12 protein-coding genes and 1 tRNA gene are annotated in these 14,128 nt (G+C 61.2%); 6 read left to right on the forward strand and 7 right to left on the reverse strand.

Going from position 1 to position 14,128, the window contains the following annotated elements; translation table 11 throughout:
* Nucleotides 1–95: 95 nt before the first annotated feature.
* Together VMH34_04375 and VMH34_04380 are read right to left on the reverse strand one after the other, a co-directional pair.
* Nucleotides 96–953: a M48 family metalloprotease gene (locus VMH34_04375; GenBank protein ID HTT08007.1), complete on the reverse strand. Its 858-nt coding sequence runs from the start codon at nucleotides 951–953 to the stop codon at nucleotides 96–98.
* Between the two features lies 1 nt (nucleotide 954).
* A complete protein-coding gene (locus VMH34_04380) occupies nucleotides 955–1,743 on the reverse strand; it encodes a hypothetical protein (GenBank protein ID HTT08008.1) in 789 nt (262 codons plus the stop codon).
* Nucleotides 1,744–1,782: 39 nt separating this feature from the next.
* On the opposite strand from VMH34_04380, the gene VMH34_04385 reads away from it, so the two are divergent.
* From VMH34_04385 to VMH34_04410, 6 genes are all read left to right on the forward strand, one after another.
* A complete protein-coding gene (locus VMH34_04385; protein ID HTT08009.1) occupies nucleotides 1,783–2,823 on the forward strand; it encodes a tetratricopeptide repeat protein in 1,041 nt (346 codons plus the stop codon).
* 105 nt (nucleotides 2,824–2,928) lie between these two features.
* Entirely contained in the window at nucleotides 2,929–4,179 is a 1,251-nt protein-coding gene (locus VMH34_04390) for a tetratricopeptide repeat protein (GenBank protein ID HTT08010.1), read from the forward strand.
* A 41-nt stretch (nucleotides 4,180–4,220) separates the two neighbouring features.
* Nucleotides 4,221–4,308, forward strand: a tRNA-Ser gene (locus VMH34_04395).
* Between the two features lie 251 nt (nucleotides 4,309–4,559).
* A complete protein-coding gene (locus VMH34_04400; GenBank protein HTT08011.1) occupies nucleotides 4,560–5,441 on the forward strand; it encodes an alpha/beta hydrolase in 882 nt (293 codons plus the stop codon).
* Nucleotides 5,442–5,655: 214 nt separating this feature from the next.
* A complete protein-coding gene (locus tag VMH34_04405; GenBank protein ID HTT08012.1) occupies nucleotides 5,656–5,916 on the forward strand; it encodes a UBP-type zinc finger domain-containing protein in 261 nt (86 codons plus the stop codon).
* Nucleotides 5,913–7,550 (forward strand): FAD-dependent oxidoreductase, encoded by a 1,638-nt coding sequence (locus tag VMH34_04410; GenBank protein HTT08013.1) that lies wholly within the window; start codon nucleotides 5,913–5,915, stop codon nucleotides 7,548–7,550. Before VMH34_04405 ends, VMH34_04410 begins: the two co-directional genes overlap by 4 nt.
* Nucleotides 7,551–7,700: 150 nt before the next feature.
* Here the strand turns inward: VMH34_04410 and mgtA are convergent, their stop codons facing one another.
* The 5 genes from mgtA to VMH34_04435 all read right to left on the reverse strand — a co-directional run bounded on the left by mgtA (nucleotide 7,701) and on the right by VMH34_04435 (nucleotide 13,897).
* Nucleotides 7,701–10,268, reverse strand: a complete 2,568-nt coding sequence (mgtA, locus tag VMH34_04415) for a magnesium-translocating P-type ATPase (protein HTT08014.1) — start codon at nucleotides 10,266–10,268, stop codon at nucleotides 7,701–7,703.
* Between the two features lie 130 nt (nucleotides 10,269–10,398).
* Nucleotides 10,399–10,866, reverse strand: coding sequence for a universal stress protein (locus VMH34_04420; GenBank protein HTT08015.1), 468 nt, complete (start codon nucleotides 10,864–10,866; stop codon nucleotides 10,399–10,401).
* A 106-nt stretch (nucleotides 10,867–10,972) separates the two neighbouring features.
* Entirely contained in the window at nucleotides 10,973–12,109 is a 1,137-nt protein-coding gene (locus VMH34_04425; protein ID HTT08016.1) for an ABC transporter permease, read from the reverse strand.
* A gap of 10 nt (nucleotides 12,110–12,119) precedes the next feature.
* Nucleotides 12,120–13,205, reverse strand: coding sequence for a biotin/lipoyl-binding protein (locus tag VMH34_04430; protein ID HTT08017.1), 1,086 nt, complete (start codon nucleotides 13,203–13,205; stop codon nucleotides 12,120–12,122).
* A complete protein-coding gene (locus tag VMH34_04435) occupies nucleotides 13,202–13,897 on the reverse strand; it encodes an ABC transporter ATP-binding protein (GenBank protein ID HTT08018.1) in 696 nt (231 codons plus the stop codon). The genes VMH34_04430 and VMH34_04435 overlap by 4 nt, the downstream gene beginning before the upstream one ends.
* Nucleotides 13,898–14,128 lie beyond the last annotated feature (231 nt).

The raw sequence follows: 14,128 nt of genomic DNA on the forward strand, positions 1-14,128 counted from the left end.
CCTCTTCACCAGATGGGTATGAAATGAAGGTAATTCTAACCCGCGGTGATGAAATGGAATTGATCCGGATCAGTTCGCGGCGCGGATATCCCGATTCATTGGTATAACCACCGGGTCGCCTGGCGGTAGCGTTCGGCAACGGCGGGGTTGTGTTCGTAGATTTCGAACTTGCCGGTCATGAGCTTGTCCAGCCGTGAAAGCCGGTCCATCGTCGGCGGATGGGTGGCATTCAGGAGGGCGAGATCGGCGGCGCCCGGCCGGGTTTGATTAATCGCCAGCAACACCCGGGGCAGGCCATAGGGTTCGTAGCCGCCACGCGCGGCCAGCACGACGCCGATGCCGTCGGCCTCGAACTCATCATCGCGATCCAGCCCACGGGCATAAATCTGCATGCCGGCCTGTATGAATGGCGCGGCGTTGAAATGGGCACTGCGGCTCACGGCCTCGCCGACCAGATCCAGCGCCAGGCCCTGCATCGCCTGTTTGCGGATGGCTTCCAGATGGTGCCGGCGGAGCACATGGCCGATCTCATGCGACAACACGCCGGCCAGATCGGATTCACCGCCGGCGATGCGCAGCAGGCCGCGGGTCACGAACACATAGCCGCCGGGCGCGGCGAAGGCGTTGACGGTCTCGGTGTCGAGGACACCGAAGTGCCAGGGCAGATTGGGGCGTTCAGTCTGCGCGGCGAGCCACATGCCGATCCGGTTGACGTAACGTTGCACGCCGTCATCGCTGACCAGCGGCGTGGCGCCAAGCAGCGAGGCGGCCATGCCACGGCCGATCTCGATCTCGCGATCTTCCGGTACGTCGGCTGCGGCCGTGGCTAGTTTTTGCCCCAGGTCGACCACGCGGCCCAGATCAAGGCCGTTCAGGTTGAGGCCATCGGCGAATGCAATGCCGATCACGCCGGCAGAGAGCAGAGAAAGCAACAGTAAGCGAAGAGTACGCATATCAGTGCATCAACGGATTGTGTGACGGGGCATTGGCCGGTGTCTCCGGCGCGGTTTGCAGATAGGGCACATTCTGCGCCGATAATTGCGCCATCTGGGCAAAGCTGGCGGCTTCGCCGGGGTTGGATTGATAGCCCTCCATCTGCTGCAAGGCCTGAGGGTTGGGCGTGGCCGTGCGCAAATCCTCGGCGCTCAGACCGCGGATGCCAAGACTGGGTGTGACGCCTTGATTGGTATCCGGCGCCCGGGAGTGACTGCCCAGCAGGCCGGTGGTGCCGCGCGACAGCCGTGCAAAGAAATTATCTCCGGAAGGCGGGGGAGGCGGAGACGGAGACGTTCCGGCAGTATCGGCTGGCGGAGCAGGCGGTGGCGGAGGAGGCGGCGCGGCTGGCGCCACTGGGTTCGCCGGCGCGTTGGCTGGTGCCGGGGTGGTTGTGGCGGGCGGGCTGCCGGCAAGCTGTTCGCCCTGTTCGATTTGCCCGGGCGTCATTTTCGCGGCCAGTTGATCGCGGACCTTGGCCGCGCCCTTGGCGCGGTTTTTTGCCGCCAGCGTATACCAACGATAGGCCTGCACCACGTCAGTCGGCACACCCTGACCGTTGGCGTAGATGTCGCCAAGAATGAATTGTGCTTCGGGATCGCCCTGATTGGCGAGCACGAGGAACTCCTGCTGTGCGGCGGCGTAATTACCCTGCTGGTAGAGCAACATGGCACTGCCAAAATCCGCGGCCACGACGCCGACCGGGATCAGCACGGCAAAAATGACGGTGCGCAGCCGCTGTGAAGTCATTTGGAATGCAGGGAATTAATGTAGGCCTATAATACCCCCATGCGCAGTGATTCAATAACAAGAATGGTGATGGCCGGGTTGTGTGGATTGCTGCTGGCAACCGCGCAGGCGGCCGATGCCGACAATCAGACTGCGCTCGCGGCGGCGCAGCGCGGCGACTACGTACAGGCCTACGCGATATGGAAGCCCCGCGCGGAAAGCGGCGAGGCCCGCGCGCAATACAACCTCGGCGTGCTCTACGAACGCGGTCTTGGGGTGGATATCGATTACGCGCAGGCCATGTACTGGTATCAGAAATCCGCGGAACAGGGAGACACCGGCGCGCAGTTCAACCTCGGCAATTTATTCCGCAACGGGCAGGGCGCCCCGGCCGATGCCGCCGAGGCCGCGCACTGGTATCAAAAGGCAGCGGAGGCCGGCCATCCGCAGGCCCAGGCCAGCCTCGGTTACATGTATGCGACGGGGCAGGGCGTGCAGCGCGATTACGCCACGGCCATGCAGTGGTATCGCAAGGCGGCGGATCAGGGCGTGGCACAGGCCATCTACGATCTCGGCGTCATGTATGCCAGGGGGCAGGGTGTCGATCGCGATGCGGTCGAGGCGGAGCGCCGGTACCGTGCAGCGGCTGACAAGGGACTTGCAGAGGCGCAGAACGCGCTCGGGAAAATGTACCGCGACGGCGACGGCGTGACCGCCAATGACGCCGAGGCGCTGCGCTGGCTGCGCGCGGCGGCGGATCAGAAACACGCCGAGGCCGAATATCTGCTGGGCACGATGTACGGTGAAGGCCGCGGCACGGCGCAGGATTACGCGCAGGCGGTCTACTGGTGGACGCGCGCGGCGCGGCAGAACAACACCGACGCGCAATATCTTCTGTGCCTGGCATATCGTCTGGGCCACGGCGTGGACGTGGACAAGATCAAGGCCTACGCGTGGTGCGACATCGCCGTGGCCGGCGGCTCCAAGGAGGCCACCGACACCCGCGCCAGTCTGGTGAAGGATATGAGCAGCAGCGAAGTCAAACAGGCCGAGGACGTGGCGGCCCTGCTGACGAAGGACTACATCACCAAAGCGGAATAAATTCCGCGTGGCAATTGCGCAATAGTTCGCAGCAGTTCCCGCCGGTGTTGCTAAACTAAAAAAGAAAGTGAACGTGCCCCTGCATGTCGCACGAAGCGATCCGCGATGTCTGATCTGACCGTCAACGTTTCGATGCACTTGGAGCGCGCCAAAGCGGGCGACGTCGGCGCCATGGTGAGCCTCGCCGACAACTATCTGCATGGCTGGAGCCTTAAACGCGATCCGGCGAAGGCCGAGCAGTGGTACCGCAAGGCGGCGGAAGCCGGTTACGCGCCGGCGCAGTTTTCACTGGCGCAGGTTTATTTCGAAGGCGACGAGGACGTACCCGCCAATCCGGCCGAAGCATTTCGTTGGTATCGGACGGCGGCGGAACACGGCCATCCCGGCGCCCAGGCGGCGCTGGCCTGGTGTTATCAGCAGGGCATCGCCGTGGAACGCGACCTGGCCGCCGCCGTGCATTGGTATCGACAGGCGGCGGCTGGCGGCCAGGTCATTGCCTGCCATAATCTGGGTTGGCTGTACGCGCACGGCGAAGGCGTCGCGCGCGATCCCGTTCAGGCCGCTGAGTGGTACCGGCGGGCGGCGGAGCAGGGGTATCCCCCGTCGCAATTGCAACTTGGATTGGCCTGTCTCCGTGGTCATGGCGTGGCCGCGAATGAGGCGGAGGCCGTCCATTGGCTGGAACGCGCCGCCACCGGCGGACACGCCAGGGCGCAATACAATCTGGCCCTGCTCTACAGCGGCGGACGGGGATTGGCGCCCGACGAAACTCAAGCTGCGCACTGGGCGCAGCAGGCGGCGGAGCGGGGCTACGCCCGCGCCCAGTTTCATCTCGCCACGCTGTATGCCACCGGGCTCGGCATCGAGCGGGATCCCGTGGCGGGGGCGCATTGGTATCGCGCGGCGGCGGAGCAGGGGCACGCCCGCGCGCAGTATGCGCTGGCCCGCGCTTATGCCGCGGGCACCGGTGTGGAACGCAATCCCGCCCTCTCGCGCCAGTGGCTGGAACAAGCGGCGGCACTTGGCCATCCCAAGGCGCAATACCGCCTGGGCCGCATGTATCTGGGCCAGGGTGCGGAGCGCAACTTCGAACTGGCGCGCCATTGGCTCGAAACCGCCGTCAAACAAGGGCACGTTTATGCGCGCTACTATCTGGGCATGCTGTGGGCCAGGGGCATGGGCGGCGCGCGTGATGACGCCGAAGCCTACCGCTGCATCTACAGTGCGGCGCTGGTGACTGGCGACGAACGCATGCGGGCGAGGGCGGATCGTCTGGCGGCGCGCCTCTCACCGGAAATGCTCGCCCAACTGCGCGCGCAAGTGGAACGCGAAAATCCGCAACTCATCGAAGAATAATCTTGTGAACAGGGGTTGAGGCCTTTATTCTATGCGCCCGCGGAGAGGTGGCAGAGTGGTCGATCGCGCCGCACTCGAAATGCGGAGTGCCGCAAGGCACCGGGGGTTCGAATCCCTCCCTCTCCGCCATTTAGTTTCACTGCTGGAAAATATCGGTGGTACGTCCCCTAGTATTTTTTTCGAGCCAGACCCCTTTAATTTCTTTAGGGGGATCAACCGAAAACTATTTGATGGTACGTCGCCTGGTGTGTTACAACATTATCGGTGCAAGTAAGGGTTTTGCGGATGACCCTTGATCAGTGCTCATTGGAAGAAAATGTCGATTCTCATGTATCACCCGCATATCGGAATCAGCGTAGCAATATCACCAGGGAGCACAGATGCCGACCGAGAAAGCCGCAAGTAACGTAAGCGCACCCACGCAATTTCTCCAGACGGCGAACGAGAAATATGCCTATCGTCGTTTTGGAGCGGGCTCGGGACTTCCACTCCTGTGTCTTCAGCACTTCACCGGGACACTTGACAACTGGGATCCGGCGGTCACCGACCCGCTCGCAGTCGGGCGGGAAGTGATCTTGTTTGAAAGTGCTGGCATTGGCCGCTCCACCGGCACGGTGCCGGAAACGATTGCCGGCATGGCGGTGCATGCCCTGGCCTTCTTGGACGGTCTCGACCTGAAGACCTGCGATGTCCTCGGCTTTTCACTGGGCGGCATGGTGGCGCAGCAGATTGCGCAGGATCGCGCCTCCATTTTTCGGAGGATGATCCTCGTAGGGACGGCGCCAAGAGGTGGAGAGGACATCATGCACCTCGATAAAGCCAGTTTGGCCAAGTATTTCAGGGATCCGACACTTAAGGGATATTCGATCCTGCAAAAGATCTTTTTTACGCCGACGGAGTCGAGCCAAGCGGCGGGCGCGGCCTTTATCAGCCGCCTCATGCGACGCAAGGAAGATCGGGAGCCGGTCTCCGGGCCCGCAGTCGCCCAAGCCCAGATGTCAGCGTTTCGTGATTGGGAACGCTTCACTGGCGAGCGCTTCGCGGGGCTGAAGGGCATCCGCCAACCCACCCTCGTGGTGAACGGCATTCATGACGAGATGATTCCGGTCTCGAACTCCTACTGGCTGAGCGCGAATCTCCCCAACGCTGTTCTTCTAACCTATCCCGACTCCGGACACGGCTCCCTGTTCCAATTTCATGAGTCCTTCGTGCGGCAAGCGGCGGCATTCCTCGCTTCTGACTCGCCATCTGCGCCGTATTGAGTCTGCGCACCGCCATCCGGCCGCCTTAAGCGAGGACATCCTGTCCTGGGGCAGCAGGCTCTCAATTAAAAACATAGGGTTCTAAACAAGGCAAATATGCTCAATTTGACCGAGCCGTTCCCCGGGCGAGCACCGCGCGGCGGTGCCGGCCGAAGACGGCCTCGCGTTGCCCTCGTCGAGCGCGGGGCGTGGACCTGGTGAAGAGGCATGGGGGATGAGTTGCAGCCACCTGAGCGCGGTGAAGACGAGCCGGCCACGCACCACGGGCTGCGAGAAATGCCTGGCGATGGGCGACACCTGGGTGCACCTGCGCCTGTGCCGCACCTGCGGTCACGTCGGTTGCTGCGATGACTCGAAGAACAAGCACGCCACCAAGCACTTTCATGAGACGAAGCACCCGATCATGACCTCTCTCGAGCCTGGAGAAAGCTGGAGTTGGTGCTTTGTGGACGAAGTGGCAATGGAGCTGAGATGAGCGAGCCGGTATCGTCGACGCGGCAGGCGCAGATGTTCTATGTGCTCGCGCCGGAGGAGATCGCGCGCATGAGCCGCTTCGGCATCCCGCGGCACTTCATCGAAGGCGAGCAGGTGCTGCGGACCGGGAAGGCAAGCCCCGGAATCTATCTGGTGCTCTCCGGCATCATCAGGATCACGGGGCGCGATGCACACGGCCATAACTTCCCGGTGGTCGAGCATGGCCCCGGTGCTTTTTCGGGGGAACTATCGCAGCTCTCCGGCAAGCCGTCCTTCGTCGACGGTGTCGCCGTTGGTGAAGTCGACGCCATCGAGATCAACGCCGGAGGGCTGCATGCGCTGCTCATCTCCGAGGCGGCGCTCGGCGAGAAGATCATGCGCGCGATGATCCTGCGCCGCGTGGCATTGATCGAGGCGGGCGCCGGCGGCCCGGTGCTGATCGGAGCCGCCGCATCGCACGACGTCGCGCGACTGCGCGGCTTCCTCAACCGCAATGGCATCCCGCACCAGTTGCTGGATCCGGCGAGCGATGCTGATGCGCAGGCCTTCGTCGAGCGCTACGCGCCGGAGCCGGGGCAATTGCCGCTCGCGGTGTGTCCGAACGGCGAGGTGCTGAGGAATCCGGCGGAGAACGAGCTTGCTCGCTGCATCGGCATGCTTGACACCGACCCGGCCGACACGGTCTATGATGTCGCGATCGTCGGGGCGGGTCCGGCGGGGCTCGCCGCCGCGGTCTACGCGGGCTCGGAAGGCCTGTCCGTTCTGGTGATCGATGCGCGCGCCTTCGGTGGGCAGGCGGGCGCGAGCGCGCGCATTGAAAACTATTTCGGTTTTCCGACCGGTATTTCCGGCCAGGCGCTCACGGCCCGCGGCTACACCCAGGCCCAAAAATTCGGCGCGCGCATGCTCATCCCAATGGATGCGCGGCGACTCGACTGCGAGCCCGCGGACCGGGGCGAGCCAATGACGCTCGAACTTGGCGACGGCCGCACGGTGCGCGCCCGCACCGTGGTCATTGCCAGCGGCGCCCGTTACCGCCGGCCGGCCGAGTGCAGCAATCTCATGACGATGGAAGGCCATGGTGTCTGGTACTGGGCTTCGCCCATGGAGGCGAAGCTGTGCGCGGGCGGCGAGGTCGTGCTGGTCGGCGGTGGCAATTCTGCGGGGCAAGCCGCAGTGTTCCTTTCCGAGCATGCGTCGAAAGTCTGGATGCTCGTGCGCGGGCCGTCCCTCGCCGCCAGCATGTCCAAGTACCTCATCGACCGCATCGCCGCCACAACGAATATCGAGCTTTTGACGCGCACCGAGATCACACACGTGTCAGGGTCACGCGAGTCGGGCGTCGAGTCGGTCTCCTGGCGAAGCCATGGAGGCGAGACGCAACAGCGGCTGATCCACCACGTTTTCCTCTTTCTCGGCGCAGACCCGAGCACCGAATGGCTGAAGGACTGTCCTGTGGCGGTCGACGGCAGAGGCTTCATTACGACCGGACATGATGCCATGCTGCCGCTCCAGACCAGCGTGCCCGGCGTCTTCGCGATCGGCGACGTGCGTGCAGGCTCGGTGAAACGGGTCGGCGGCGCGATCGGAGAAGGCGCGGCGGTCGTGTCGCAGATCCATGCGTACCTCCAGTAAAAAGGAGAGTTGGCAGCGACTCCACGTCCTTCATCTTCCGCGCCGATTCATCCGGTGGTGTACGAGTGTGCAGCATTGACACGTCCTGCAGATCGATGGCGTCCGCAATCGGATTTCGGTAGGCAATCTGTGTGGTATCCTCGATTTCTGTTATCGAATGGCAGCATGAACGGCCTCGGTGGGGATTCTGGACGTTACGCGGTAGAACAACTGCTTCATGAACTCCACCGCGATCAGATAGCACGTCACCATCGCCAGTAGAACAAGGAAGAAAAGCGGTGGCGGTGCAACGAAGCCGAGAAACCTCGCAAAGGGCATGAAAGGCAGCGCCATGGCCACAAGGACGATCGACAGCGAGGTCAGGGTCAACATGATACTGGGCCGGCTCTTGAACGGGCTGACACGGGTGCGGATGACGAAGATCACGAGAACCTGGGTGGCAATGGACTCGATGAACCAGCCCGTGTGGAACAGCGCCTCTCCGGCCTCGAACACTCGCAGCATGATGAAGAACGTGAGGAAATCGAATACCGAGCTGACCGGGCCGATCACCCACATGAAGTTGCGGATGAAGGCCGTGTTCCAACGCCTGGGATGGGACAGGACATCGTCGTCCACGTTGTCCGTCGGAATCGGGAGTTCCGAGACGTCGTAGAGCAGGTTGTTGAGCAGAATCTGCGCCGGCAGCATGGGCAGAAAGGCAAGGAACAAAGTCGCGCCGGCCATGCTGAACATGTTGCCGAAATTGGAGCTCGTTCCCATCATGATGTACTTCAAGATGTTGGCGAACGTACGGCGTCCCTCCATCACGCCCGCGTGCAGCACGTTCAGGTCCTGTCGAAGCAGAATCATGTCGGCAGCCGCCTTGGCTACATCAACGGCGCTGTCCACCGATATGCCGACGTCCGCGGAATGGAGCGATGGCGCGTCATTGATGCCGTCGCCGAGGTAACCAACGGTGTGTCCCTGGGCCTTAAGAGACAGGATGACGCGATTCTTCTGCGTCGGTGTGAGGCGGCAGAACAAATTGGCCTCTTTTACCCGCACCGCCAGGGCGGGATCGCTCAGGTCCCGCATCTCGCCTCCGGTCAGCATGCCCGTGATCGGCACGCCCAGTTGGGTGCAGATGTGGCGGGTGACCTGTTCGCCGTCGCCGGTGATGATCTTGACGTTCACCCCGCTTGCCGCCAGCGCCTCGAGTGCATGTGCCGCGCTTGGTTTTGGCGGATCCAGAAAGGCGGCAAATCCGGCGAAGATGAGTTCGGTTTCATCGTCCACAACGGCGTGCGGGTGATCTGACGTCACCGACCGCCAGGCAATGCCGAGCACCCTGAAGCCCTCACGCCCGAGATCGTCGTGCAGGGCCTGGATCTTCTCCAATGCCTGATCGTCCATTGGCTGCGCGCCTTTCGCTTCATCCGAGGCGTATTGCGAGGAGAGTGCGAGGATATCCTCGGCCGAGCCCTTGACCACAAGGAGCCGTTTCTGCCCGTCGTCGACCAGGACGGAGACGCGCCGCCGCTCAAAATCGAAGGGCACCTCGTCGATCTTGCGCCATCCGTTTATGTCGATTTCCTCGTGCTCGAGGATCGCCTCGTCCAAGGGGCTTCTAAGGCCGGTTTCGAAATGGCTGTTGAGGTAGGCCAGCTTCAGCACCTGCGCGCTGTCGCGTCCCTGTGCGTCCAGGTGGCGCTCAAGATGGATGCGCGCCTCGGTCAGGGTGCCGGTCTTGTCGGTGCACAGTACGTCCATGCCGCCCAGATTGTGGATGGCGGCAAGCCGTTTCACTATCACCTGCTCCCGTGCCATGCGCAGAGCACCGCGCGACAGCGTCACCGTGACCACCATCGGCAGGAGCTCCGGCGTCAGGCCGACGGCCAGCGCAATGGCGAAGAGGAACGATTCGAGCAACGGCCGGTGAAACAGGGTGTTGACCAGCAAAACGAACAGCACCAGCAGTACAGTCAGGCGCATGATCAGCATGCCGAAGCTTTGGGTTCCCAGCTCGAACTCGGTGGGCGGCGCCTTCGCCTCCAGCACATTGGCGATCCTGCTCACGGCGGTGTCGGCGCCGGTGCGGCAAACCATGGCCCTGGCCATCCCGCTGACGACGGACGTCCCCATGAACACGGCATTCCCGGCCCCGCTGAGATCTTCCACCGGCACGGACAGCTCGCGCGCGTGCTTTTCCACGGGATAGGACTCGCCCGTCAGCAACGCCTGGTTGACGAAGAAATCCTTTGCCTCCAGCAGGCGGCAATCGGCCGGCATGAGATAGCCCGCGGCCAGCAAGACGACGTCGCCGGGCACCAACTCCGTCATCGGGACTTCCCGTGGATGGCCGTCACGCATCACCATCGCGCGCACGGCGACCGCCTGCTGCAACCGTTCCGCGGCCCGGCCGGCCCGGTATTCCTGGTAGAAGTCCAGGGTCACGCTCATGAGCACAATGGCCCAGATGATCGCGAATCCGATGATCTCGCCGGTCAGCGCCGATACCACGCTCGCGGCAAGCAGAATCAGCACCAGGGGATTTCTGAAATGGGCGAGGTACTGGACGATCAGCGCCCGTTTGCCGCGGATCCGCAATGTATTTGGACCGAAACGAACGGTCCGCCGCCGGGCTTCCTCCTGGCTCAGCCCATTCGGAGGAGATTCCAGCTGTGACAGGAGGGTTGCAGAGGATACATTCCAAAAGAGGGGCTGCGGACGGTCCATTGATTGTACTTTTGTGCTGCGCGGGCACCCGGGCTTTGTCAGGTCATTATCATCAGACTAACCGCTTCTAATTACATTTTGACTAAAATTGTCGACCTTACGGTGCCCGATCCTGATTTCACGAAATCCATCATGTGGCCCCGCCCATCCCTTCCTGCGCCCCCTTGACCAGCAGCACGGGCACCGGACTTGTTCTGACCACAGCCTCGGCATCGCTCCCCAGCAGAAGGTGACTGATGCCGCGATGCCCATGAGTTCCCATGACGATGATGTCCACCGGCCATTTCCTTGCCTGTTCAACAATAAACTTTGACGCCCGGCCACCGATGGTTTCGGCCATCTCCACGTCGGCCTCGATGCCCTGCGCGCGTGCCGCCGCCTGTGCATCTTTCAAAACCTTTTCTCCCCACAGGCGCAAGCTGTCGAGGATATCTGCGAGATTGACGCCTCCACCCGCATCAGGCATTGGAAGGAAGGCATCCACGACGTGGAGGAAACCGAGTTTCGCCTTCTGATCCTTCGCAAGGCGGATGGCTTCAGTCATGCCGCGATTCGAAGTCGTGCTTCCGTCAATGGGGCAAAGGATATGCTTGTACATGGATATTCAGCTCCACGAAACGATACGATTCCGGAACAATTGAGACCAATCGCCGATAATCTGTCAAGTTTGTCGATTTTGGCCGGCAATAAATACCCTATCTTGATCACCCCCTGAATATGTCGAACGGCTCGATCTTGAGGACGCGCCGCACGCCGATGTAACTCGAAACGCCCGCCATGATCAGCACCATTACAAAAGCCAGCAGCAGGTTGGCGTAGGTGACCATTGCCGCGTAACTGGGTAGCCGGAGTTTCGCGATGGTGACCAGCACCGTGCACAAGCCGGTGCCGAGCCCGAAGCCGAGCATGGCGGTCAGTCCCGCCTGGAACAGGATCATGTAGACGAGTTCGCGGCCTTTCGCGCCGATCGCTTTCAACGCACCGAATTTGTCCAGATTTTCCAGGACGAACGCGTAGAAGGTCTGACCCGATATCGACAGACCTACGATGAAGCTGAATACGGTCATCAGCAGCAAGTTGATGCCAAACCCGGTCTGATATTTGTAGAAGTCGGAGGTCCTCTGGATGAATTCTTCCTTGGTAAAGGCTTCGTAGCCGAGGTGGTTGACCTGTTCCTTGATGCGCGCGATCGCCCCCGTACTTTTCGGTTCCACCAATACGTAGGATATCGTGAAGCGCGGCGACGGAATGTATTGAATCGCGCGCGAATAGGTTGTGTACAGGGTCGGTATCCCGAACAGGCCGGTCGTCGCGACCCGGGCGATGCCCACGATCCTGCCGCGATGGTCGTTCAGCTCGAAGTCCGCGCCGAGCACCGGATTGTCGAGCTTGGAGAATTCGGCATCCTTCACCACGATGAATCCATTCTCGGCGTAGATGTCCTCGATATGCCCTTCGATGAGCGCGGGACGGCCGAGCAGGCTCGTGTCGTCGAGTCCGATCACGGTCACCGGCTGATATGTACCGTTGCGCAGTTTCACCAGCGCGCCGCCGGAGAACAGCGGCACCGCGTATTTCACGCCCTCGATGCTGCGCACGGCGTCCAGCACGTAAGCCGGCATCCCGATGCTGTTGGCGATCGTGTTGACGGCGGGATCCATCACCCAGATCGTTGCTCCGATGTTGGTCACTGTCGATGCGGACCGGCGCAGCACGCCGGAAAACATCGACGTTATCAGCACCATCAGGAACACCGCAAACGTGATTCCGAGCACCAGCGTGGCGAATTTCCCCCGGTCGTTCACCAGCAACTCATAGGCGATGCGCAGGATGCCTTTCATGACACGTCTTTCAGCCCTCGCCAATGTAGACGTCGGCCAGTTGGCCGGGATAGAGGTGAAGGTTCCCGGCGCGCCGGAATTTGAAGATCACCGGCAATACCCTGACATCAACGCGTTCCGTTCTTTGATTCGAAAGCTCTATTTTGGGAGACACATACGGCTGCACCCTCACGAATTCCAGAGGGGCGGTTATGCCGGTGCCGCGGATGAACATCGTGGCGCGCATGTGCGCCGCATCCGGCAGCCTGTGGACGAGTATTTCGTCGACGTAAACCCTGACGCCGAGAACATCCTGCGAACCGCCCATGACGATGACCGGGGCCGCGCCCTGGCTGTATGTGTCATAAATACCCTGCGGCGAGACGTAACTGCCGACGGCAGCCGCAATCGACAGGATCACGCCATCTTCGGGCGCGGTCACCGTGTATTTGGAAAGCAGGGCATTCGACGCCGCGTATGCCTTCTCAAGCGCGTCGTATTGGTGTTCCTGATTTTGGATGTCGTAGAGCCATGCGCCCGCTTTGGTCAGTTCGTACTGTTTCCGTGCAACCTCAAGGTTCGCTTTTGCAACGTTGAATGCGTTGGTGGCATTGTCCACCGTTTCCTGGCTTACCAATTGAGGATTCAGTCTGTGTAATCTGTTCTGCTTGTCGGATTCATCTTGCGCGCTTTTGAGGTTTGCCCCGGCGGCGTCCACCTGCGCCCCGGCAACCTCGAGGTTTTCAGGCCGCGGTTGCGCCTTCAATTCCTGAAACAGGGCCAGCGCGGCCTCCGCCTGGGATTTCTGCTGTTCGGCCGTGGCCCGTTGCACGGAATCGTCGAGCGTGATGAGCGGGGCGCCTTTTGCAACGATTTGTCCCTCGGTCACCAGAATCCGCGTAATCACCCCCGCGACCTCAGGATAAATGTTTATGTTCTCGCCGCTCGTTTGATAGCTTTCAACGATGCCTTCGGCATAGATGCCCTTGGCGTAGGGATTTGTGGCTGGATTGAACACCGGCGGCTGCGGCACCTTTTCCCGTCCGTAGATGAATGCACTGATGAGGCCGGCCAGAACGCCCAGCAGTGCGAGCACGAACAGGGTATGGTTTTTCATTTCGTTCTCCGTTCGATCCCCGTGATCGATCCATCCTCCAGCTCCATGATCCGATCCGAGAATTCCAGAATCCGCGCGTCATGCGTGATAATCACGATGCAGCGGTTCTCATCAAGAATGTTACTCCGCACGAAACTCACGATACTCCTCCCGGTATCGCCGTCCAGCTGCGCCGTGGGCTCATCAAGTATCAGAATATCCGGCTTGCTGACTATTGCCCTTGCAATCGCCACGCGCTGCTGCTCGCCGCCACTCAGCTTGATGGGTGGCATCCCGGCCTTGTCCTTTAGACCGACTATTTCGAGATAATGCGCCGCCTCACTCATCGACTCGTTCCAATCGCGTCTTTTCAGGATCAACGGGATCGCCACGTTTTCGACCGTGGTCAGTCGCGGGAAGAGATGATAGTCCTGAAATACGAATCCGATCGTGTTGAGCCTGAACTCGGCAAGCTGGTCATCACTCAATTGCCAGATGTCCCTGTCTTTCAGGGTGACACTGCCGGAATTCGGCCGCAGAATTCCCGAGATCATGCTCAGCAAAGTGGTTTTCCCGCTCCCCGACGGCCCCACTACATAAAGCATTTCTCCAAAATACGCTTCAAAACTGACCTTTTTGACCGCGTACGTCCTGGTGCTGCCCACTCCGAACCATTTGACCAGTTCGTTTGCCCTGATTGCCGTATGCGCCATGGTCGGACAGTGCCCGCACTCTCTCCTTTAAGACAATTTGTATTGTGATTCATGACGGCGTGCTTGCCTTGATCCCGATCAATAAAAATCACCGATCGGCATTGATTGACCGGATGCCCAAGCCCCGGGAGAAACGCGGGGGGAATCGCGTTCGAGAACCCGCAGTCTGACGCGTTTGACCGTGGGTGGGGTCAGCTTCCGGACTTTCGCATGGACAAGTTATGCACCATA

The sequence above is a fragment of the Gammaproteobacteria bacterium genome, from assembly GCA_035501935.1.
Lineage (GTDB): Bacteria > Pseudomonadota > Gammaproteobacteria > JAJPIJ01 > JAJPIJ01 > JAJPIJ01.